General features: G+C 63.6%; 22 protein-coding genes. 9 read left to right on the plus strand and 13 right to left on the minus strand.

Features of this window, described 5'->3' with window-relative positions:
- The 6 genes from H597_RS0103475 (at position 1) to H597_RS0103500 (ending at position 7,821) form a co-directional block, all read left to right on the plus strand.
- The gene (locus tag H597_RS0103475; RefSeq protein WP_028100910.1) at positions 1-1,746 is read left to right on the plus strand and encodes an ATP-binding cassette domain-containing protein; all 1,746 of its coding nucleotides are present in this window, start codon (positions 1-3) and stop codon (positions 1,744-1,746) included.
- Positions 1,743-2,885 (plus strand): ABC transporter permease, encoded by a 1,143-nt coding sequence (locus tag H597_RS0103480; protein ID WP_028100911.1) that lies wholly within the window; start codon positions 1,743-1,745, stop codon positions 2,883-2,885. Before H597_RS0103475 ends, H597_RS0103480 begins: the two co-directional genes overlap by 4 nt.
- A gap of 7 nt (positions 2,886-2,892) precedes the next feature.
- Positions 2,893-4,011 carry an ABC transporter permease gene (locus H597_RS0103485; RefSeq protein ID WP_028100912.1) on the plus strand — a complete coding sequence of 373 codons (1,119 nt, stop codon included), beginning with the start codon at positions 2,893-2,895 and terminating at the stop codon, positions 4,009-4,011.
- A gap of 12 nt (positions 4,012-4,023) precedes the next feature.
- On the plus strand, positions 4,024-5,484 hold the full coding sequence (locus tag H597_RS0103490; protein WP_028100913.1) for an efflux transporter outer membrane subunit: 1,461 nt from the start codon (positions 4,024-4,026) through the stop codon (positions 5,482-5,484).
- Positions 5,485-5,693: 209 nt separating this feature from the next.
- On the plus strand, positions 5,694-7,031 hold the full coding sequence (locus tag H597_RS0103495; protein ID WP_028100914.1) for a hemolysin family protein: 1,338 nt from the start codon (positions 5,694-5,696) through the stop codon (positions 7,029-7,031).
- Between the two features lies 1 nt (position 7,032).
- Positions 7,033-7,821 carry a substrate-binding periplasmic protein gene (locus tag H597_RS0103500; RefSeq protein ID WP_051293491.1) on the plus strand — a complete coding sequence of 263 codons (789 nt, stop codon included), beginning with the start codon at positions 7,033-7,035 and terminating at the stop codon, positions 7,819-7,821.
- 91 nt (positions 7,822-7,912) lie between these two features.
- On the opposite strand, the gene H597_RS0103505 is transcribed toward H597_RS0103500, so the two are convergent.
- From H597_RS0103505 to H597_RS0103530, 6 genes are read right to left on the minus strand one after another with little or no spacing between them, the layout of a single operon-like run.
- The gene (locus H597_RS0103505) at positions 7,913-8,956 is read right to left on the minus strand and encodes an AI-2E family transporter (protein WP_028100916.1); all 1,044 of its coding nucleotides are present in this window, start codon (positions 8,954-8,956) and stop codon (positions 7,913-7,915) included.
- 18 nt (positions 8,957-8,974) lie between these two features.
- The gene (locus tag H597_RS0103510) at positions 8,975-9,553 is read right to left on the minus strand and encodes an SCO family protein (protein WP_028100917.1); all 579 of its coding nucleotides are present in this window, start codon (positions 9,551-9,553) and stop codon (positions 8,975-8,977) included.
- Between the two features lie 5 nt (positions 9,554-9,558).
- Positions 9,559-10,434, minus strand: a complete 876-nt coding sequence (gene cyoE / locus H597_RS0103515; RefSeq protein WP_028100918.1) for a heme o synthase — start codon at positions 10,432-10,434, stop codon at positions 9,559-9,561.
- A 2-nt stretch (positions 10,435-10,436) separates the two neighbouring features.
- Positions 10,437-11,576 carry a COX15/CtaA family protein gene (locus H597_RS0103520; RefSeq protein WP_028100919.1) on the minus strand — a complete coding sequence of 380 codons (1,140 nt, stop codon included), beginning with the start codon at positions 11,574-11,576 and terminating at the stop codon, positions 10,437-10,439.
- An 8-nt stretch (positions 11,577-11,584) separates the two neighbouring features.
- Positions 11,585-12,136, minus strand: a complete 552-nt coding sequence (locus H597_RS0103525; RefSeq protein ID WP_211232005.1) for an SCO family protein — start codon at positions 12,134-12,136, stop codon at positions 11,585-11,587.
- A 37-nt stretch (positions 12,137-12,173) separates the two neighbouring features.
- Positions 12,174-12,899, minus strand: a complete 726-nt coding sequence (locus H597_RS0103530; protein WP_035372920.1) for an SURF1 family protein — start codon at positions 12,897-12,899, stop codon at positions 12,174-12,176.
- 34 nt (positions 12,900-12,933) lie between these two features.
- On the opposite strand from H597_RS0103530, the gene H597_RS0103535 reads away from it, so the two are divergent.
- Entirely contained in the window at positions 12,934-13,134 is a 201-nt protein-coding gene (locus tag H597_RS0103535; protein ID WP_028100922.1) for a DUF2909 domain-containing protein, read from the plus strand.
- Positions 13,135-13,204: 70 nt separating this feature from the next.
- Here H597_RS0103535 and H597_RS0103540 read toward each other — a convergent pair whose 3' ends face one another.
- The 7 genes from H597_RS0103540 to H597_RS0103570 form a co-directional block, all read right to left on the minus strand.
- The gene (locus H597_RS0103540; protein ID WP_028100923.1) at positions 13,205-14,068 is read right to left on the minus strand and encodes a cytochrome c oxidase subunit 3; all 864 of its coding nucleotides are present in this window, start codon (positions 14,066-14,068) and stop codon (positions 13,205-13,207) included.
- Between the two features lie 29 nt (positions 14,069-14,097).
- A complete protein-coding gene (locus H597_RS0103545; protein WP_028100924.1) occupies positions 14,098-14,283 on the minus strand; it encodes a DUF2970 domain-containing protein in 186 nt (61 codons plus the stop codon).
- 9 nt (positions 14,284-14,292) lie between these two features.
- On the minus strand, positions 14,293-14,841 hold the full coding sequence (locus H597_RS0103550; protein ID WP_028100925.1) for a cytochrome c oxidase assembly protein: 549 nt from the start codon (positions 14,839-14,841) through the stop codon (positions 14,293-14,295).
- 1 nt (position 14,842) lies between these two features.
- On the minus strand, positions 14,843-14,959 hold the full coding sequence (locus tag H597_RS35610) for a cytochrome oxidase small assembly protein (protein WP_211231999.1): 117 nt from the start codon (positions 14,957-14,959) through the stop codon (positions 14,843-14,845).
- 44 nt (positions 14,960-15,003) lie between these two features.
- Positions 15,004-16,602: a cytochrome c oxidase subunit I gene (gene ctaD, locus H597_RS0103560; protein WP_028100926.1), complete on the minus strand. Its 1,599-nt coding sequence runs from the start codon at positions 16,600-16,602 to the stop codon at positions 15,004-15,006.
- A gap of 13 nt (positions 16,603-16,615) precedes the next feature.
- Positions 16,616-17,842 (minus strand): cytochrome c oxidase subunit II, encoded by a 1,227-nt coding sequence (gene coxB, locus H597_RS0103565; RefSeq protein ID WP_028100927.1) that lies wholly within the window; start codon positions 17,840-17,842, stop codon positions 16,616-16,618.
- A gap of 350 nt (positions 17,843-18,192) precedes the next feature.
- Positions 18,193-19,116: a methyltransferase domain-containing protein gene (locus H597_RS0103570; RefSeq protein ID WP_028100928.1), complete on the minus strand. Its 924-nt coding sequence runs from the start codon at positions 19,114-19,116 to the stop codon at positions 18,193-18,195.
- Positions 19,117-19,176: 60 nt separating this feature from the next.
- On the opposite strand from H597_RS0103570, the gene H597_RS0103575 reads away from it, so the two are divergent.
- Positions 19,177-19,890 (plus strand): ComF family protein, encoded by a 714-nt coding sequence (locus tag H597_RS0103575; RefSeq protein WP_028100929.1) that lies wholly within the window; start codon positions 19,177-19,179, stop codon positions 19,888-19,890.
- A 9-nt stretch (positions 19,891-19,899) separates the two neighbouring features.
- Positions 19,900-20,370: a tRNA (uridine(34)/cytosine(34)/5-carboxymethylaminomethyluridine(34)-2'-O)-methyltransferase TrmL gene (gene trmL / locus H597_RS0103580; RefSeq protein WP_028100930.1), complete on the plus strand. Its 471-nt coding sequence runs from the start codon at positions 19,900-19,902 to the stop codon at positions 20,368-20,370.

A 20,370-nucleotide genomic window follows, 5' to 3' on the forward strand; every position in this document is an offset into this window, starting at 1 on the left:
ATGAACGCATTGGTCATCAGCGCGCGCAGCCTGTCCCGCCAATTCGACGTCAAAGGCGCAAAAGCGGCGCTGGCGGTACGCGACGTGACGCTGGAGGTGGCCGCAGGTTCCCTGACGGCCCTGGTCGGGCCGGACGGTGCGGGCAAGACCACCTTGCTGCGCATGGCGGCGGGCCTGCTGGCGCCGACTTCGGGCAGCCTGTCGGTGCTGGGCATCGACGTCGCGGCGCGGCCGCAGGCGGTGCAGGACCGCATCAGCTACATGCCGCAGCGCTTCGGCTTGTATGAAGACCTGAGTGTGCAGGAGAACATGGACTTGTACGCCGACCTGCACGGCGTGCCGATGGGCCAACGGCGCGAACGGTTTGCGCGCCTGCTGCATATGACGGACCTCGCGCGCTTCACCAGCCGTCCGGCAGGCAAGCTGTCGGGCGGGATGAAACAGAAGCTCGGGCTGGCCTGCACTTTGGTCCGCTCGCCCGAGCTCTTGCTGCTCGATGAACCCACCGTCGGTGTCGACCCGCTGTCGCGGCGCGAGCTGTGGCAAATCGTGCAGCAACTGGTCGACGAGGAGCGCCTGTCGGTGCTGCTCAGCACTTCCTACATGGACGAGGCAGAGCGCTGCCGGCAAGTATTCGTCATGCACGAGGGGCGGTTGCTCGCTTCGGGCGCACCCGACTCGCTGCGCGCGAAGGCCGATGGGCTTTGCTTCACCGCGGAGCCGCGTGAAGGTGAATCGGCGCGCGCCCTGCAGGCACGCCTGCTCGATGCGCGCAAGCTGGTGGTCGACGCCGTGCCGAAGGGCGGGCAGGTACGCTTCATCCGGCGCTCGGATAGCCCCGACGAGGCGATGATGCAACTGCTGGATGGAATGCCTGCCACGCGCATCCCGGCGCGCCTGGAGGACGGCTTCATGATGCTGCTGCGCGGCGGCCCCGGAGCCCAGGCCGCGCAATCGCACGCCGCCTTGCCCAATGCGGCAAATCACAAAGTGGCCGGCGGCGGCCCGATGATCGAGGTACGCGACCTGGTGCGCAAGTTCGGCGACTTCACGGCAGTTGCGAACACCAGCTTCAGCGTTGCGCGGGGAGAGATTTTCGGACTACTGGGCCCAAATGGCGCAGGAAAAACCACAACCTTCCGCATGCTGTGCGGCCTTCTTCCAGCCAGTTCGGGTTTCCTGCAGGTGGCAGGGGTCAACCTGCGCACCGCCCGGGCGCAGGCGCGCGCCAAGGTCGGCTACGTGTCGCAGAAATTCGCCCTGTACGGCAACCTCACCGTCGCGGAAAACCTCGACTTTTTCGGCGGCGCTTACGGCCTATGGGGCAAGCGGCTGAAAGCGCGTACCGGCCAGCTGCTGGAAGAATTCCAGCTGCGCGGGCAGGAGGATATGCCGAGCGGCCAGCTGCCGGGCGGTTTCAGGCAGCGCCTGGCCATGGCCGCCAGCCTGCTGCATGAGCCGGAAGTACTGTTCCTCGATGAACCCACCAGCGGAGCGGACCCGCTGGCGCGCCGCGAATTCTGGCGCCGCATCACGGCCTTGTCCGAGCAAGGCGTCACCGTCGTGGTGACCACCCACTTCATGGAAGAAGCGGAATACTGCGACCGCATCGTCATCCAGGATGCCGGCAAAGTGCTCGCCATCGGCACGCCGCCCGAGGTACGCAAGCAAGGCGGCGGTGCCGCCAATATGGAAGACGCCTTCATCGCCATCGTCGAAAAAAACCGCAATGGAGGCGCGCCATGAGCAGCGGCTTCCGCACACGCCTGGCGGCCCTGGTGCGCAAGGAATTCCGCCAACTGCTGCGCGACGCATCGAACCTGGCTATCGGCATCGCCCTGCCTATCGTTTTGATCCTGATCTTCGGCTACGGCTTGTCGCTCGATGTCAGGAATGCGCCGCTTGCCATCGTCATGGAAGACAGCTCGCCAATCGCGCAAGACGCGGTCGCCGGGTTCAGCCTGTCGCCCTCCTTCGCCCCCGTTCCCGTCGCTTCAATGCACGACGCCGAGGAATTGATGCGGGACCGCCGTGTCGACGCCATCGTGCGCATTCCGTCCACATTCGGGCGCGACCTTGCCGCAGGCGGCGCGACCATCCAGATTGTCGTTCATGGCGCGGAAGCAAATCGCGCCGGCATTATCCTGAATTACGCCAACGGCGCCCTGCAGCAATGGAACACCCGCCGCGCCGAGCGCACGGGAAGCGCGGCCCTGCCCGAGGCCATCCCGGCCAACGGCGCGGTGCGCATCGAACAGCGCATGTGGTTCAACAGCGCCAACACCAGCACCTGGTACCTGGTGCCAGGCCTGATCGTTCTGATCATGACCCTGGTGGGGGCCTTCCTCACCGCGCTGGTGATGGCGCGCGAATGGGAGCGCGGCACGCTGGAAGCGCTGTTCGTCACGCCGGTGCGGCCGGTCGAAATTCTGCTGGCCAAGGTCATCCCCTATTTCTGCGTCGGCATGGCGGGCCTGCTCCTCTGCCTGGCCGCGGCGCGCTTCCTGTTCAAGGTGCCGATGCAGGGATCACTGCTGGTGATCGTTTTCGCCTCCATGCTTTACCTGCTGGTGGCCGTTGGCATGGGCCTGTTGATTTCATCCGCCACCAAGAACCAATTCCTCGCCAGCCAGCTCGCGCTTGTCAGCAGCTTCATGCCTTCGCTGATGCTGTCCGGCTTCCTGTTCGACCTGCGCAATGTACCGCTGGCGGTGCAGGTGGTCGGCCGCATCCTCCCCGCCACCTATTTCATGGAACTGGTGAAGACCCTGTTCCTGGCCGGGAATGTCTGGCCGCTGATCCTGCGCAACTGTGCCATCCTGGCTGCCTATGCCGTGCTATTGCTTGGCGTTGCGCGCGCCGTCACCCGCAAACAGCTCGATTGAGGCCGACATGATCGAATTCTTCCGCCGCATCGCCGTCATGGTACGCAAGGAATTCCTGGCCGTGCTTAAGGACCCGAAAAGCCGCTTTATCCTGGTGGTACCGGCCATGGTGCAAAGCCTGCTGTTCGGCTACGCGGCGACCTATGACCTGACCTATGTTCCATACGCGCTCAATGACGCCAGCCACAGCGCCGCCTCCGCCGAACTGCTCGCCAAGCTCGATGCAAGCGGCACTTTCCGCCGCGAGCTCACCGTGGAAACACAGGAAGCGCTGCGTGAAGCCATTGACGGTGAAAAAGCCCTGCTGGCAATCAGCATCCCGGCAGATTTCGAACGCCGCCTGTATGCCGGCGATTCGGCACCGCTGCAAGTGGTGCTCGATGGGCGCAATTCGAACACTGCGGGATCGGCCGCAGCTTACGTCGGCGCGGTGGTGGCTGACTTCAACCGGCAATGGCGCCAACGGCACGGCGGTTCCGCGCCTGCGCTGCGCATCGAATCGCGCGCCTGGTTCAACCCGAACCTTGAAACGCGCTGGTACCTGATGCCAGGCATGATCGCCGCGCTCAGCATGCTGCAAACATTGCTGCTCACCGCACTTTCCGTGGCGCGCGAGCGCGAGCAAGGGACATTCGACCAGCTGCTGGTCACCCCGTTGACGCCGGTCGACATCATGATCGGCAAGGCACTGCCGCCCATCATGATCGGGCTGATGCAGTCAACGATTATCCTGCTGGTGACGCGCCTCTGGTTCGGCGTACCGATGGCGGGATCGCTGCTCTCCATTTACGCCGCACTGACGCTGTTCACGGTGGCCAGCGTCGGCATCGGACTATCGATTTCCGCCGTATCGCTGAATATGCAGCAGGCCATGCTGTACACCTTCGTACTGGTGATGCCGATGATGCTGCTGTCCGGCCTCACTACACCGGTTCGCAATATGCCTGAGATGCTACAGGTACTGACCATGGCCAATCCCCTGCGCTTTGCGATCGATATGGTGCAGCGCATCTACCTCGAAGGCGTCGGCCTTGGCACGCTCTGGCCGAACATGGTACCCCTGCTGCTGATCGCTCTGGTCACACTGCCGCTGGCGGCTTGGCTGTTCCGACATCGCCTTGCCTGAATTGGAAACGTCATGAAATCGCTCCCCATGTCCCTGATTTCCTTGTTGCTCACGGCATGCGCCGTGGGCCCGGACTTTCACGAACCGGAAGTGCAAGCGCCCGCAAGCTACGCCGACTGGCATGGCGGCGCGCCGGCATTGCGCGAGACCGGGCTGGCTACCGGAACGGCTCAATCGTTCGCTCGCTTTGACGATCCCGTATTGCATGACCTGCAGCGCCAGGCGCTGGCGGCCAACTTCGATGTACGTTCAGCGACACTGCGGTTCGCGCAGAGCAGGATGGCACGCAACGTGGCGGCGAGCGGACAAGGGCCGCAGCTCACAACCCATGCCGGGGCAAACAGGCAGCGGCAATCCGAATCCGGTGCGGCAACGCGCATGGTCGATGCAATCGCACCGCCCAACCGCGATGCCTTGATTGAAAAATTGAGCGATCCTTTCTCGCTATACCAGGCCGGCTTCGACGCCAGCTGGGAACTGGACTTGTGGGGCCGCGTGCGGCGCAACGTGGAAGCGGCAGATGCCGGCATGGCGGAGGCCAGCTCGGTCTTACGCGACGTTCAGTTGGCAGTGCAACTGGAAGTGGCGCGCAATTACTATGAAATGCGATCAGCGCAGCAACAGCAAAAGCTGCTGCTTCAAGAGATGGATGCCGCAAATGAGATGGCGGCGCTGGCATCCGCACGCCAGCGCGGTGGCTTGGCCAGCAGCCTGGAAGTGGAACAGCAGCAGTCAGCCTTGGCCGAACTGCAAGGACGCCTGCCCGCGCAGCTCGAATTCGAGGCGGCGGCAATCAACCGGCTGACCATGTTGCTCGCACAGCCGCCTGGCGCGCTGCAGCCCAGGCTTGCCGCAGATGGCAGCGCGCCATCCGCAGCGCGCGGACCGGATCTCGCCCTGGGAATACCGGGAGAGGTGATGCGGCACCGCCCCGACATCCAAGCTGCCGAAGCGCGGCTACAAGCGGCAACAGCCCGCATCGGCGTTGCTGTGGCAGACCTCTATCCCCGCATCACACTCGGCCTGTCGCTGGGCCTGGAATCGGTGGACGCCGCCAAGTTCGGCGACTGGGGCAGCCGCCAATGGTCTGTCGGTCCCAGCCTGCAACTGCCCATATTCGACAATGGTCGCCGCCGCGCAACGGTCGAACTGCGCGAATTAGAGCAGCAGGAAGCGGCCATCCATTTCCAGAAAACGGTGGTCAAAGCCTGGCATGAAATGGACGACGCGCTGTCAGCCTACGCCGCGGAACGCCAGCGCCACGATTCCCTGCTCGCACGCGCGACGAGCGCTCGCACTACGCTGGAACTGGCCACTGCTCGCGCGCGGCGCGGCATGAGCGACCAGCTTCCGGTGCTGCAGGCGCAACGCGCCCTGCTCGCCATCCAGCGCGAACAAGCCGCCGGCGATACCGCACTCGCCCTGCGCCAAATAGGCATATGCAAGGCCAGTGGACTCGCGCCGCAAGACTAGCGGGCTAGCGTGGCCGACGAACGCAGATTGAGACTGGCCACTTGCTCATTAATTGACAATATTTCGAAAATGAAATTCTATCGAAATTCAATTCTTCTTATCGTTCGAATAAGAATTGTGCGGGGCCAAAGAGATCAAAAAAGCACGAGCCGGGCCGGGGTCGGATAAGATAGAGGTTTCGACTTTCGACTTTCCGCCTTAGGGCGCATATGGACAACCTCTTACTAGTACTCTTTGCACTCTTCCTTGTAGCACTGAACGGCTTCTACGTCGCCGCTGAATTCAGCATCGTCACCCTGCGCAAAACCCGCGTGCGCGCCATCGCCAAGACCCAGGGCCTGCGCGGCCGCATCCTCGCCAAAGTCCACAGCCAGCTCGACGCCTACCTGTCCGCCTGCCAGCTGGGCATCACCCTCGCCTCGCTGGGCCTGGGCTGGATCGGCGAACCCGCCTTTGCCCGCCTGCTGGAACCTTTGCTGGCCTTCGTCGGCATCCATTCGCCGGAAATCGTGCACGGCATTTCCTTCGTGTTCGCCTTCGTCACCATCTCCTTCCTGCACATCGTGGTGGGCGAGCTGGCGCCGAAGTCGCTTGCCATCCGCATTCCCGAAGCGGTCGCACTGTGGAGCGCCATCCCGCTGTACGCCTTTTACTGGACCATGTACCCCGCCATCTGGCTGCTGAACCAGAGCGCCAACGCGGTGCTGCGCCTGGCCGGCCTTGGCGATGCGGGCGGCCACGAATCGCACTATTCAACCGATGAGCTGAAGCTGATCCTGCGCACCAGCCAGCCGGGTGAATCGTTCAACAAGGATGAACGCAACATCCTGGCCAACTCGCTGGACTTCTCGCAGCTGCGCGTGGCCGACCTGATGCGCCCGATCAATGAAGTGATCGCGCTGCATGCCGACCGCTCGCTGGACGACAACCTGGATACGGTGGTGCGCAACCGTTTCAGCCGCTATCCCTACTTCGATGAAGAAGGCGATACCGTGCTGGGCGTGGTGCACCTGAAAGACCTGTTCTTCGCGCTGCAGTCGCGCAAGGAACTGAAGAACCTGGCCGGCTTCCTGCGCCCGGTGGAGACCATTTCCGCCCGCACGCCGGCGCTGGAGCTGTTCCGCCGCTTCAAGGATGGCGCCCCGCACTTCGCCCTGATCGGCGAAAAAGGCAAGCGCCCGGTCGGCTTCCTGACCCTGGATAATCTGCTGGGCGCCATGGTCGGCGAGATCCACGACGAATTCCGCCTCAATGAAAACGACTGGCTCAAGCAGCCGGACGGTTCGCTGATCGGCAAGGCCAGCCTGCCGATCTTCTCGCTGGAACGCATCCTCGGCGTCGACATCGAAAACGAGGAAATGGGCCTGGGTGAAGTGGAATCGGTGGGCGGGTTGATCATGCTGAAGCTGGGCGACATCCCGAAACAGGGCCAGCGCGTCGAATTCGACGCTTTCGACCTGGTCGTGAAAAAGATGAACGGCCCGCGTATACTGTTGATTAAGGTCATTCCGCGCAACCTGCCGCCCGACTCCGACGAACAGGATTGATATGCTGCTCCGCCGCCCCCTGCTAGCCCTTGCAACGGCGCTTGCCGCGGGCGGCGCCGCGGCGGCATCCTGCGGCCCCTACACGGTCGCCATGTATGAGCACGGCGCGCTGTACTACCGCAACGGCGAACAGTGGACCGGTGTCGACAAGGATATCGTCGACGAACTGGCGCGCCGCACCGGCTGCGATCTGCGCATGACGCGCGACTCGCGCATCCGCATCTGGACCATGCTCAAGGAAGGCACGCTGGACATGACCATGTCCGGCATTGCCACGCCCGAGCGCGAAGCCTTCGCGCGCTTCACGCCCTATCTGCTGACGCGCAACCTGCTCCTGCTGCGCAACGAAGCCGCGCGCCAGGCCACGACGCTGGAGCAGTTCCTGGCCAGGCCCGAATTGAAGGTGGCGGTCATCCGGGGCTTCAAGCATGGTGCCGCTTACGACGCCTGGCTCGACCGGCTGCGCCAGCAGGGCCGCGTCTACGAGACGCCCGATTACGCCAGCTTGCTGCGCCTGTTCCAGCATGGTCGCGTGCAAGCCATCCTCCAGTTGGACAGCAATGTCGATGCCTTGCAGCGCGACGGCAACCTGCAGGGGCGCTTCCGTGTCCTGGACCTGGTGCCGCGCGAGAGGGTGCAGGGTTCCCTGGTCATTTCGCGCCATGTGGACAGTGCCGCGGCGGCCATGCTGGAGCAGGCGCTGCGCGCCATGCGCGAAGACGGCACCCTCAAGGCCATCATGGAACGCCATACCAGCCCCGAGCGGGCGCGCACCATGCTATTGCCTTAATTGATGGCGCCGGCCAGGGCCGGCGCGCGCAAAGCCCCCATCAGGCCGGCGTGAGCAGTTTGAAGCGGGCCGGTATCGAGCTGTGTCGCGGCTACACGATCGGTCTGACTTTTGTCCAGTTCCTGAGCAGGCCTTGCGCCACGGCCAGCAGGGTCGGGCCGATGAACAGGCCGACCACGCCGAAAGCCAGCACGCCGCCCATCACCCCCAGCAGGACCAGCGCGAACGGCAGGCTGGAACCGCGCGAGATCAGGATCGGCTTGACCACGTTGTCGACGCCGCTGATGACGAGGGCACCGTAGATGAGCATGAAGATGCCCCAGCCGGTCATCCCTTGCGAGAACAGCCAGATCGCCGCACCGCCCCAGATCAGGGGCGGCCCCACCGGAACCAGGGAAAAGATGAAGGTGGCCACCGACAGCAGGGCCACGCCGGGCACCCCGGCGATCAGGAAGCCCACGGCAGCCACCGCAGCCTGCGCCAGGGCGGTGCCCAGCATGCCGTACATCACGCCGGTGACGGTGCGGCTGACTGTCTCGGAAACGTCCACCGCATGTTCGCCCATGATCTTGTCCATGCCCACCTTGAGCGCCGCCACGATGGCATGGCCGTCGCGGTACAGGAAGAAGGCGACAAAGGCCGCCAGGCTGACCTGCGCCACGCCGGCGCCCAGCACGATGCCGCTGTTCAGCAGGATATTGCGGGCCGGCTCCATATACTTCTTGGCCAGGGCCACCAATTCTTCCTTGCTGCTGAGTACCTGGCGCAGGTAGGTATCGACCGATTCGCCCACCAGCGGCAGCTTGCGCAGCCAGGCCGGCGGTGCGAAACCACCCGCGTCGAGCGCCTGGCGCGCGGCGTGGTAATAGCTGCTTACGCTGTCGGCGATATTCCAGGTGACCAGCGAGAGCGGCAACAGGATGACCATGATGAGCGATACCGTCATCACGGCCGCGGCCAGCGTATGGCGGTCTTTCAGGCGGGCCAGCAGGCGCTCGTACAAGGGCCAGGAGGAGATGGCGATGGCGGCGGCGAACAGGATGCCGGCCAGGAAGGGACGCAGGACATACAGGCAGCCGATGACGAGAAAGACAATGGCGGCCAGGCGGCTATAGGGCTGAAATCGTTGTTCCATGCCCTAGCTTATCAGGAATCAGCTGGCGAGGAGGAGCTTCAGGTCGTGCGCAACCGGCGTCGGGCCGCCGCCATGGCGCAGGAACAGGCGGATCCGGCCGTTCTTGTCGAACACATAGCTGCCCGCCGTGTGGTCGATGGTGTAGCTGTCGGGCGTCTTGCCCGGCACCTTGCGGTAGAACACCTTGAACGCTTTGGCCGTGGCGTCGGTCTGCTCCGGCGTGCCATACAGGCCCACAAAGCGCGGGTCGAAGCCCGGCACGTACTGCGACAGCAGTTCCCTGGTATCGCGCTGCGGGTCCAGGGTGGCGAACAGCACCTGCACCTTGTCCGCGTCCGGGCCCAGCTCCTTCATCACGGCGGACATCTCGGCCATCGTGGTCGGGCACACGTCCGGGCAATGGGTGAAGCCGAAGAACATCACCACCACCTTGCCTTTGTAGGACGCCAGCGTCACCGGCTTGCCGTTATGGTCGTTCAGCGCGAAGCCCTGCGCGTAGTCGATGCCCGTGATATCGGTGTTTTCGAACTTGAGCTGTTTCTCGCCACAGGCAACGAGCGCCAGCAGCATGAACAGCGCGGTAAACAGTTTTTTCATGATGATCAGAACCGGAAGTAATGGTCAACCAGCAGCGCCGCGAACAGCAGCGACAGGTAGATGATGGACCAGGTGAAGGCCTTGCGCGCGACGATATCGCTGTAATGCTTGTAGATGCGCCAGCCGTAGTACAGGAAGACAGCATTCAAGGCGAGCGCACTGGCCAGGTAAATCAGGCCACTCATTTTTACGGCGAAAGGCAGCAGCGTGGTGGCGGCCAGGATGATCGAATACAGCCAGATGTGGAAGGCGGTGAAGCCCATGCCGTGGGTGACCGGCAGCATAGGCAGGCCTGAACGCTCGTAGTCGGCCTTGCGGTACATCGCCAGCGCCCAGAAATGCGGCGGGGTCCAGACGAAGATGATCAGCACCAGCAGCCAGGCCTGCATCGGCACGTCGTTGGCGATGGCGGCCCAGCCCAGCGCCGGCGGCATGGCGCCCGACAGGCCGCCGATCACGATATTCTGCGGCGTGGCCGGTTTCAATATCATCGTGTAGATCACGGCATAGCCGACGAAGGTGACAAAGGTCAGCCACATGGTCAGCGGATTGACCAGTTGGTGCAGGATCCACATGCCGGCGCCGCCGATGACAGCGGCAAACACCACCGTCTCGCCGACGCTGATGTCGCCCATCGCCATCGGGCGGCGCGCGGTGCGCGCCATGCGGGCGTCGATTTCGCGCTCGGCCAGGCAGTTGACGGCGAAAGCGGCCCCCGACAGCAGCCAGATGCCGGCGGTGGCGGCGACCACCACGCGCCAGTTGGGCGCGCCGTCCGAGGCGAGAAACATGCCGATCACGGCGCAGAACACGGCCAGCTGCGTCACGCGCGGCTTGGTCAGCGCCCAGAACTGGGCAATGCGGGAAGTCGAGGATTTCATTCTTATTGGTAGGCGGGTGCAGCGAGATACTTCGCCCTGTAGTTTATCATGGTCAGCAGCAGCACCAAGGCCGCCGCCCCCGCGTTGTGCAGCACGGCGATCGCCAGCGGGAAGCTGAAATAGATGGTCGCCACGCCGCTGCACGCCTGCAGCGCCAGCACCGCCGCCATCCAGCGCGCATGCGTCGCCAGCCCCGGGACGCGCCAGGCTTGCCAGGCAGTGGCGCCCAGCACCAGCAGCACCATGGCGGCGAAGTTGCGGTGCACCCAGTGGATCGCGGTCAGCGCCGCAAACGGCAGGTAATGGCCGGCGGCGGTTTTACCCAGTTCGCGCCACAGGTGGAAGCCGTGGTCGAAGTCCATCTCCGGCAGCCAGGCGCCGCCGCAGGTCGGGAATTCGGTGCAGGCCAGGGTGGCGTAGTTGGAGCTGACCCAGGCGCCCAGCGCCAGCTGCGCCAGCAGCACGATGCCGGAGAGCGCGGCCAGCAGGCGGATGCGGCCAAGCCGCGCCATCTGCGAGCCGGTCGCGCGCGGCAGCGGCGCATGCAGCTGGTCTTCGCGCCCGCCAAACCAGGCCAGCAGGGACAGCAGGGACATGCCCAGCACCAGGTGGCCGGTAACGATGACGGGCTGCAACTTCTGCGTCACGGTCCAGGCGCCGAAAGCCCCCTGCAGCAGAACGAAGAAAAACAGAAACGTCGGATAGGCGCGCGGGATGCGGCGCGCCATACCCGCGCCTGTGCCGACGCGCCCGCGGCTTGAAGAACGCCACCATGCCACGCCCATCATGGCCACGATCAGCACGCCGATGCCCATGGCCAGGTAGCGGTGGATCATTTCGATCCAGGCCTTCATCATGGTGACGGGACCGGTCGGCATCAGCGATTCGGCGGCGCGGATCTGCTCGTGCGCAATGAAGGGATTGGCGGCGCCATAGCAGCCCGGCCAGTCCGGGCAGCCCAGGCCCGAGTCGGTCAGGCGCGTGAATGCCCCGAACACAATCAGGTCGAAGGTCAGGAACACGGCGATCCAGACCAGCTTGCGGTACTTGTTGGTGTCGCTGGAAATCCAGACCACGGACAGCGGCAGCGAGGCTACCAGCAGCGCCGTGATCGCCATGTGGGCAAAGGAATTGTGGTTCATTGCGCGCCTTAGCCGATGGCCGAAGCCTTGAGCACCTTGGCCAGGTCCTTCTTCACCTTGGCCGGATCGGCGTCTTTCGGGAAACGCATCATCAGGTGGCCCATTGGGTCGATCAGGTAGATGTGCTCTTCCACCTTGCCGCCCTGCTCCAGCGGCAGCCACTTGGCCACCGCGCCGGCCGGCGCGCGCAGGAAGCGGGTGCCGTCGTTCACGCGCAGCATGAAGGTCTCCAGCGGCTCCTGGTCGGTGATCAGCCAGACGCGTTCGATACGCTCCGCTTCCTTGCCCTGCATGGTGCGCAGCTGGCGCATCATGAACAGCATGTCCTGGCATTTCTGGTCGCAGGCCGAACCGCCCACCTTGAGCATGATCCACTTGCCCTGATAGTCGGCCAGCGTGGCCGGCTTGCCGTCCAGCGCGGTGCTGGCAATGGCCGGGATCGGGTGTTCGCGCGGGTCGATCAGGTCGCCGTAATTGGTGCGCCCCTCCGGCTTGATCAGGAAGTAGGTGATGTAGGAGGCGATGATCGGCGCAGCGCATACCAGCAGCACAGCGAACATGCTCCAGCGGCCGCGGCGGCGCTGGTTTTCGACTTGATTACTGTTTTCCACTTTTTCTCAATCCGGTGAATACAAAGAAAAGAACTGCCATTGCCGCCAGTGCGTACCACTGGAAAGCGTATGCCTTGTGCTTGTCGGCCCCCAGCGCCGGCGCCGGCCAGTCGCGCAGCAGCGTTTCCGGCGCGCCGGCCGTGCCGTCCGGCGTGGTCTGCTCGATTACGATGGGCTGAAACTTCCAGCCGGTGGCCGCGGCCAGGGCCGCCGCATCGGCATTTTGCACGATGGCGCCGGCCGCCAGCTGGGGTGCTTCACCGAGCTGCATGACGTGTCCCGGCGCCAGGCGCGCAATGCCCTCCACCGTCACCGTGCCAGCCGGCGTCGCATAGGGCGGCAGCTTGCTGCGGTCGGCCATGTCGCGCGGCAGCCAGCCGCGCGCGACCAGCGCATGCATATCGCTGCCGGCCAGGCGCAATGGCATCAGGAGATAGAAACCCGGTTTGCCTTGGCGCGGGCGATTGTCCAGGTAGATCGGCCAGCCGGCGACCCACTCGCCCGTCAGCTGCACACGGCGAAATTCGACATCGGCGGCCTTGACCGGGGCGGCGCCCAGCAGCAGCGGCGCGGCGGCATTGCCGGCGGCCAGGCGCGCCTCGAGCGCGCTCTTCTGGGCGGCGCGGCCGTCCTGCCAGCGGCCGGCGCAGAGGCCGATGGCCGCCAGCGCCAGGGTGGCCAGGAAAGGGATCAACCGGAAGCGGAATGCCATACAATGAGTCTTCCTTAGCTACTGCCTGATTACCATGAAATACTTTGTCGCCATCGCCTTCGTGCTGATCATCGGCAGCCTGGCCGCGGCTTTCATCAGCATGATGCGCAGCAAATCGGCCAACCCGAAAATGGTGCGCGCCTTCGCGCTGCGCGTCGGCTTCTCGATTGCCTTCTTCATCACCATCCTGGTTCTGGCAAAGCTGGGCTACATCAAGCCCACCGGCATCCGGTAAACCGGCCTCAAATGTAAAAAAGCCGCAGCAAGCGCTGCGGCTTTTTTTGCCGGTAAATTATACCCGCCTATTACATCCAGTACACGACGGCATACAGGCCGAGCCAGACCACGTCGACAAAGTGCCAGTACCAGGCCGCACCTTCGAAGGCGAAGTGGTGTTCCGCGCTCATATCGCCGCGGATCAGGCGGTACAGCACCACGGACAGCATGATCGCGCCCATGGTCACGTGGAAGCCGTGGAAGCCGGTCAGCAGGTAGAAGGTCGAACCGTAAATGCCCGAGGTCAGTTTCAGGTTCAGTTCGCTGTACGCGTGCATGTATTCATAGGCCTGGAAGCCCATGAACGTCGCGCCGAACAGCACGGTGACGGCCAGCCAGATGATCGCCTTGGAGCGATTGCCCGCCTGCAGGCCGTGGTGGGAAATGGTCAGGGTCATGCCCGATGCCAGCAGCAACGCGGTATTCAGGGTCGGGATGCCGAACGCCTCCACCGGGGTATAGTGCTCCACCGTACCGGCCGGCCCCACGCTGGAACTCCACAGGCCGCTAAAGTCAGGCCAGATCATCTTGTGGTCCAGGTCGGCCAACCAGGGGAAGCTGATCGAGCGGGCATAGAACAAGGCACCGAAGAAGGCGCCGAAGAACATCACTTCGGAAAAGATGAACCAGCCCATCGACCAGCGGTAGGAGACATCGATGCGCCGCGAGTACATGCCCTTTTCGGACTCGGAGATGGCGTCGCCGAACCAGAAATACAGCACGGCCAGGGTCATCAGGATGCCGGCATTGTTGACGGCCATGCCCCAGGATGCGTCGTTGACCCATGCGGAGGCGCCAATCATGGTCACCAGCAGGGACATCCCCGCCAGCATCGGCCATTTGGAAGGACCAGGCACAAAGTAGTACGGTGCCGCGGCGTTGTTAGAGCTCATCTTGTTCTCCCCAAAAATCCTGCAATTATTTACTTTGAAACCACAAGTTTGACGATTGTCAGCAGCAAGCCGATAAACATGGCCGCGCCCAGCAAGGCGGCGACGATGACGTGGACCGGTTTGATCTTCTCCTGGTCCTGCTCAAAGTCGCTCTTGCGGCGCAGGCCGAAAAACGACCAGATCACTGCTTTCATCGAATACAAAAACGATCCCATCTGTCTTCCCTAGTTGGCCGCCGCCTGCTTGTCGAAGCCACCGGCCTCGATAAAGGTGTACGACAGGGTGACGGTCTTCACGCTCTTCGGCACGGCCGGATCGATGAAGAACACCACGGGCATCTGCCGCGCCTCCTTCGGTTTCAGCACCTGCTCCTTGAAGCAGAAGCATTCCACCTTCTTGAAATGCGGCGTCACTTCCATCGGCGTGTAGCTCGGGACGGCTTGCGCCTTCACCGTGCGGTCCACGCTGTTGACTACCTCGTACACCACCGTCGTCATTTCGCCGGGGTGCACGGTCACACTGTTCTGGGTGGCGCGGAAACGTACGCTGCCCTGTACATTGCTCACCAGCTCCACCGTGATGTCACGGCTCGTGTCGACCTGGCTGTTCTTCGCCACCGCGCGCGGCTTGCCGTCGATCAGGTTCAGCCCCAGCACCTCGCACAGGTGCTTGTAGACCGGGATCAGGGCATAGCCAAAGCCGAACATCATGACGGCGATGACGACCAGCTTGCCGAGCAGTTTCCGGTTGCTGCCGCGCTCCTCGCTGCTCATCTCAGTGGTGCCCCAGCATCCATTGCTTGCCAATGACGGAGACAAAAAACACCACGGCGACCGACAACAGGATCAGGGCCAGGCGCACATTGCTATTCGGCTTGTTCGGGTCAGACATGTGAATCCTTAACAAGGCAGGCGCTTGCGCGCCCGCCCCGGGTATTACTTGACAGTCGGCGGAACTTCAAACGTGTGGAACGGCGCCGGCGACGGCACGGTCCACTCCAGGCCTTCCGCGCCGTCCCATGGCTTCGCTTCCGCCGGCTTGCCGCCGCGGATAGTCGGCAGCACCACACAGAACAGGAAGAACACCTGGCTCAGGCCGAAACCGAAGGCGCCGATGGACGCGATCGAGTTGAAGTCGGTGAACTGCGCCTGGTAGTCGGCGTAGCGGCGCGGCATGCCGGCCAGGCCCAGGAAGTGCATCGGGAAGAAGGTCACGTTGAACGTGATCAGCGACAGCCAGAAGTGGGCCTTGCCCATCGTCTCGCTGTACATATGGCCGGTCCACTTCGGTACCCAGTAGTAGAAGCCGGCGAACAGGGCGAACAGGGAGCCGGCCACCAGCACATAGTGGAAGTGCGCCACCACATAGTAGGTGTCCTGCAGCTGGATGTCGACCGGGGTCACGGCCAGCATCAGGCCGGTGAAGCCGCCCATGGTGAACACGAAGATGAAGCCGACCGAGAACAGCATCGGGGTCTCAAAGGTCATCGAGCCTTTCCACATGGTCGCGATCCAGTTGAAGACCTTCACGCCGGTCGGCACGGAGATCAGCATGGTGGCGTACATGAAGAACAGCTGCGAGGTCACCGGCATGCCGGTGGTGAACATGTGGTGGGCCCAGACGATGAACGACAGGATCGCGATGGACGCGGTGGCGTACACCATCGACGCGTAGCCGAACAGCTGCTTGCGGGCGAAGGCCGGGATGATCTGCGACACGATGCCGAAGGCCGGCAGAATCATGATGTACACCTCGGGGTGGCCGAAGAACCAGAAGATGTGCTGGTACATGACCGGGTCGCCGCCGCCGGCGGCGTTGAAGAAGGAGGTGCCGAAGTGGCGGTCGGTCAGGGTCATGGTGATGGCGCCTGCCAGCACCGGCATGACGGCGATCAGCAGGTAGGCGGTGATCAGCCAGGTCCAGCAGAACATCGGCATCTTCATCAGGGTCATGCCGGGCGCGCGCATGTTCAGGATGGTGACGATGATGTTGATGGAGCCCATGATGGACGAGGCGCCCATGATGTGCATGGCGAAGATACCCATGTCCATGCCGATACCCATCTGGGTCGACAGCGGAGCGTACAGGGTCCAGCCGGCCGCGGTCGCGCCGCCAGGCACGAAGAAGGACCCGGCCAGCAGGATCGCCGCCGGCGGCAGCAGCCAGAACGAGAAGTTGTTCATGCGCGCGAACGCCATGTCGGATGCGCCGATCTGCAGCGGGATCATCCAGTTGGCGAAGCCGACGAAGGCCGGCATGATGGCGCCGAACACCATCACCAGGCCGTGCATGGTGGTCAGCTGGTTGAAGAACTCAGGCTGGAAAAATTGCAGGCCCGGCTTGAACAGCTCGGTACGGATCATCAGCGCCAGCACGCCGCCGGACAGCAGCATGATGAAGGAGAACCACATGTACAGGGTACCGATATCCTTGTGGTTGGTGGCGAACAGCCAACGGCTCAGGCCATGTGGATGATCGTGTGCGTGATCGTGGTCGCCGTGGGCGTGATCGTGTGCGTGATCGTGTGTGCTCATGTAATGCTCCTAATTACTTGGCGCGTGCAGCCGCTACTTCGGCAGGCTGGACAATGTTTTCCGCTGGCTTGTTCGACCAGGAGTTGCGGGTGTAGGTGATGACAGCCGCGATTTCGGTATCCGACAGTTGCTTCTGCGCTGGCATTTCGCCCGGGAATTTGCCGGACTTCTTGCCGTGCAGCAGGACGTTGATCTGCTCGGCGCGCGGGCCGTTCACGACCGGCGAACCGTCGAGCGAAGCGAAGGCGCCAGGGATGCCCTTGCCGCTCGCCTGATGGCAGGCCACGCAGGTGGAGGAATAGACTTTTTCGCCCTTGGTTTTCAGCTCGTCGATGGTCCAGGTCTTGTTCGGATCTTCGGCCAGGGCGGCCATTTCCTTCTTCTTGCCGTCGACCCAGGCGGTGTACTCTTCGGCCGTCACGACTTTCACCACGATCGGCATGAAGGCGTGCTCTTTGCCGCACAGTTCGGCGCAGTTGCCGCGGAAGGTGCCGGTATATTCCGACTTGAACCAGGTATCGCGCACATAGCCCGGGATGGCATCCTGCTTGACGCCGAAGGCCGGGATCATCCAGGCGTGGATCACGTCGTTGGCGGTGGTGACGATGCGGATCTTTTTGCCGACCGGCACCACCACTTCGTTATCGACTTCCATCAGGTAGTTCTCGTTGCGCTTGCCCTTGTACTGTTCATCCGGGTTGCCCACCTGCTCACGCGGCGTGGACAGGTTGGACAGGAAGGAAATGCCCTCGCCCTCGCCCTTCAGGTAGTCGTAGCCCCATTTCCACTGCATGCCGGTGGCCTTGATGGTGATGTCGGCGTTGGAGGTATCTTTCATCGCGACCACGGTCTTGGTGGCTGGCAGGGCCATGCCGATCACGATCAGGAATGGCACGACGGTCCAGGCGATTTCGACGGCGGTGGATTCGTGGAAGGTGGCGGCCTTGTGGCCGACCGACTTGCGGTGTTTGAAGATGGAGTAGAACATCACGCCGAACACGGCGACGAAGATGACCATAATGATCCACATCATCATGGTGTGCAGGTCGTAGATGTTTTCAGCGATCTTTGTCGCAGGAGCCTGCAGATTCAACTGATGCTCCATCGGGCCGCCGGTCGCGCCGGTCGCTTTATGGTAGTCAACGGCTGCTGTCGCCGCCGGTTCGGCCCAGGCCGGCAATGCAGCGCCGGCAACGGCCAAGCCGACCATCAACGATTGAAGTCGCTTCGCAAGTTTCATGTTTTCCCCAACCACCCAAAAATAAAGAAAATTTTTGTGTGCCAGGCCCGCTTTACCGCTTAACCGGGCTCCCGCCACACGCTAAACACTAAACACCTAAAGGTCCCGAGCCGCTCCCGCGCGCAAGAAAATCGCGCCAGAACTGTGCTGGAACCTTGAAAATCACTACCGATGACCACACATCACCGTAAAGCTTGCTACCACGTTTGCCGTCCCCGGGCCATTTTGCTGCGTCCGGACAATGAAATACTGGCAAAATTAGTCAATGATTATACTCAGTGAACATGTCCTACATCAAGGGCGGCGCGCCCTTGCCTGTGGTATACGCGAGTAAGCCTGCCCTTGCCGGCCTATTTTGGGGGCTTCCTCGGCAAATCGAAGCGGATGATGGCCTCGCCGCTGCTGGTCACCCTTGGCGCCGGGCGGAAGGCGTGGCCATAGATCACTTCGAACGTTAACGCGAGCTTGCCGTCCGGGCGGCGCTGCTGTTCCAGGCCTTGCAGCATGCGCTGGTAGGCCTGTTTTCCCAGCAAGCCCTTGCGCCGCGTCTGCAGCGGGTTGCCGCCCAGGGCACGGGCATCGGCCAGCAGCTTGTCGGCGCTGTCGTAGGTCACCGTGATCTTTTCCATATCCATCACCGGCTCGGCAAAGCCCGCTTCCACCAGCTGGTCGCCGAAATCGTGCATATCGACAAAGGGCAGCGTGTGCGGCGCCAGGTCGACCGCGGCGAAGGCGGCGCGCAGTTCCTGCAGGGTATCCGGGCCGAAGCAGGAGAACATCAGCAGGCCGCCCACCTTCAGCACCCGGTGCCACTCCGCAAAGACGCGGTCGGGCTGCGGGTGCCAGTGCAGGGCCAGGTTGGACCAGACCAGGTCGGCATTGTGGCGCGCCAGCGGCAGCTCGGCCATATCGGCGCACAGGTAGTCAATGCCGGACTTTGCCGGTAACAATTTGCCAATCAACTGGCTCAGGCCGGATTTGCCAGCCTGGCCGCGCGCGGCGGCGATCATGGCGGCCGAGGTGTCGACGCCCAGGATCTGGGCGGCGGGATAGCTTTTCTGCAAGAGCGGCAAATCCGGGCCGGCGCCGCAGCCGGCGTCCAGCACGCGCAGCGGATTCACTTTCACCAGCTGCAGGCGCTCGTGCATGCGGCTGGCGATCTCGCGCCGCAGGAAATCCGATTCGGCCACGCGGGCCGGATCGGAAAACAACTGGCGGACCCGATCCAGGTCAATGGGAGCGCTTAATTTCGGCGGTTTTGCTGGGGCTTGCATATTAAATACGGTGTTCCGATGGGATAATCCGGACAGTTTACTCGTTCGCGGGGATTTGCGATGGCGCACCGCCTGCTCGGCCTGCTATTGCCCTGTAATTGCGTGCTGTGCGGCGCCAGCGGCCCCGAGCTGCTCTGCCCCGGCTGCCGCGCCCAGTTCTTCGCCGCGGGCACCGCCCGCTGCCCGAGCTGCGCCAACCCGCTGCCGGCAGCGGACACGGCGCCGGTCCCCTGCGGCCGCTGCCAGGCCGATCGCCCCGCTTTCGACGCGACCGTGGCGGCCGCCGACTACGCCCTGCCGGTGGACCGCCTCGTGCTTCAGTTAAAATTCGCCCGCCAGCTCGCGCTGGCGCGTCTGTTTGCCGGCCTGCTGGCCGAGGCCGTGCTGCGCTCCGGCGCCGTGCCGCGCCCCGCCCTGCTCTGCCCCGTGCCGCTCGGGCCGCAGCGCCTGGCCGAACGCGGCTTCAACCAGGCGCTGGAAATCGCCCGGCCGCTGGGCAAGCGGCTCGGCATTGCGGTCGCGCCGCGGCTGGCCGTGCGCGTGCGCGAAACGGCGGCCCAGAGCAGCATGCTGCACGGCGCGCGCCAGGCCAACCTGGCCCGTGCCTTTGCCATCCCCGAGCGGGCGCTGGTGGAAGGGCGGCATATCGGCCTGGTGGATGATGTCATGAGCAGCGGCAGGACCTTGCAGGAACTGGCGGCGACACTCAAGCGCCACGGCGCCGCGCGCGTGACGAACTATGTGTTCGCCCGCACGCCCCCGAACACGAATTAGGAGAACGACTTGTTTCATGTAGTGCTGGTCAACCCGGAAATCCCGCCCAACACGGGCAATGTAATCCGCCTGTGCGCGAACACGGGTGCGCAGCTGCACCTGATCGAACCGCTCGGCTTCCCGCTGGACGACGCCAAGATGCGCCGCGCCGGCCTCGATTACCACGAATATGCCAATATGAAGGTGCACAAGGATTGGGACGCCTTCCTGGCCGAGGTGCAGCCGGATGGCGGCCGCATGTTCGCCATGACCACGCACGGCTCGCGTCCCTTCGCCGAACTGGCCTTCCAGCCCGGCGACGTGTTCGTGTTCGGCAGCGAGACGCGCGGCCTGGCGCCGGAATTCCGCGAATCCTTCCCCACCGCGCAGCGCATCCGCCTGCCCATGATGCCGGGCAACCGCAGCCTCAACCTCTCCAACACCGTGGCGGTGGTGGTCTTTGAGGCTTGGCGCCAGCACGGCTACGCCGGCGGCGCCTGA

Source organism: Pseudoduganella violaceinigra DSM 15887, from assembly GCF_000425385.1.
GTDB lineage: Bacteria > Pseudomonadota > Gammaproteobacteria > Burkholderiales > Burkholderiaceae_D > Rugamonas > Rugamonas violaceinigra.

What these genes read in the sequence shown, in the direction of transcription:
- H597_RS0103475 (WP_028100910.1), top strand. Translation starts at nt 1, where the DNA reads ATGAACGCATTGGTCATCAGCGCGCGCAGCCTGTCCCGCCAATTCGAC.
- H597_RS0103480 (WP_028100911.1), top strand. Translation starts at nt 1,743, where the DNA reads ATGAGCAGCGGCTTCCGCACACGCCTGGCGGCCCTGGTGCGCAAGGAA.
- H597_RS0103485 (WP_028100912.1), top strand. Translation starts at nt 2,893, where the DNA reads ATGATCGAATTCTTCCGCCGCATCGCCGTCATGGTACGCAAGGAATTC.
- H597_RS0103490 (WP_028100913.1), top strand. Translation starts at nt 4,024, where the DNA reads ATGAAATCGCTCCCCATGTCCCTGATTTCCTTGTTGCTCACGGCATGC.
- H597_RS0103495 (WP_028100914.1), top strand. Translation starts at nt 5,694, where the DNA reads ATGGACAACCTCTTACTAGTACTCTTTGCACTCTTCCTTGTAGCACTG.
- H597_RS0103500 (WP_051293491.1), top strand. Translation starts at nt 7,033, where the DNA reads ATGCTGCTCCGCCGCCCCCTGCTAGCCCTTGCAACGGCGCTTGCCGCG.
- H597_RS0103505 (WP_028100916.1), bottom strand. Translation starts at nt 8,956, where the DNA reads ATGGAACAACGATTTCAGCCCTATAGCCGCCTGGCCGCCATTGTCTTT.
- H597_RS0103510 (WP_028100917.1), bottom strand. Translation starts at nt 9,553, where the DNA reads ATGAAAAAACTGTTTACCGCGCTGTTCATGCTGCTGGCGCTCGTTGCC.
- cyoE (WP_028100918.1), bottom strand. Translation starts at nt 10,434, where the DNA reads ATGAAATCCTCGACTTCCCGCATTGCCCAGTTCTGGGCGCTGACCAAG.
- H597_RS0103520 (WP_028100919.1), bottom strand. Translation starts at nt 11,576, where the DNA reads ATGAACCACAATTCCTTTGCCCACATGGCGATCACGGCGCTGCTGGTA.
- H597_RS0103525 (WP_211232005.1), bottom strand. Translation starts at nt 12,136, where the DNA reads ATGTTCGCTGTGCTGCTGGTATGCGCTGCGCCGATCATCGCCTCCTAC.
- H597_RS0103530 (WP_035372920.1), bottom strand. Translation starts at nt 12,899, where the DNA reads ATGGCATTCCGCTTCCGGTTGATCCCTTTCCTGGCCACCCTGGCGCTG.
- H597_RS0103535 (WP_028100922.1), top strand. Translation starts at nt 12,934, where the DNA reads ATGAAATACTTTGTCGCCATCGCCTTCGTGCTGATCATCGGCAGCCTG.
- H597_RS0103540 (WP_028100923.1), bottom strand. Translation starts at nt 14,068, where the DNA reads ATGAGCTCTAACAACGCCGCGGCACCGTACTACTTTGTGCCTGGTCCT.
- H597_RS0103545 (WP_028100924.1), bottom strand. Translation starts at nt 14,283, where the DNA reads ATGGGATCGTTTTTGTATTCGATGAAAGCAGTGATCTGGTCGTTTTTC.
- H597_RS0103550 (WP_028100925.1), bottom strand. Translation starts at nt 14,841, where the DNA reads ATGAGCAGCGAGGAGCGCGGCAGCAACCGGAAACTGCTCGGCAAGCTG.
- H597_RS35610 (WP_211231999.1), bottom strand. Translation starts at nt 14,959, where the DNA reads ATGTCTGACCCGAACAAGCCGAATAGCAATGTGCGCCTGGCCCTGATC.
- ctaD (WP_028100926.1), bottom strand. Translation starts at nt 16,602, where the DNA reads ATGAGCACACACGATCACGCACACGATCACGCCCACGGCGACCACGAT.
- coxB (WP_028100927.1), bottom strand. Translation starts at nt 17,842, where the DNA reads ATGAAACTTGCGAAGCGACTTCAATCGTTGATGGTCGGCTTGGCCGTT.
- H597_RS0103570 (WP_028100928.1), bottom strand. Translation starts at nt 19,116, where the DNA reads ATGCAAGCCCCAGCAAAACCGCCGAAATTAAGCGCTCCCATTGACCTG.
- H597_RS0103575 (WP_028100929.1), top strand. Translation starts at nt 19,177, where the DNA reads ATGGCGCACCGCCTGCTCGGCCTGCTATTGCCCTGTAATTGCGTGCTG.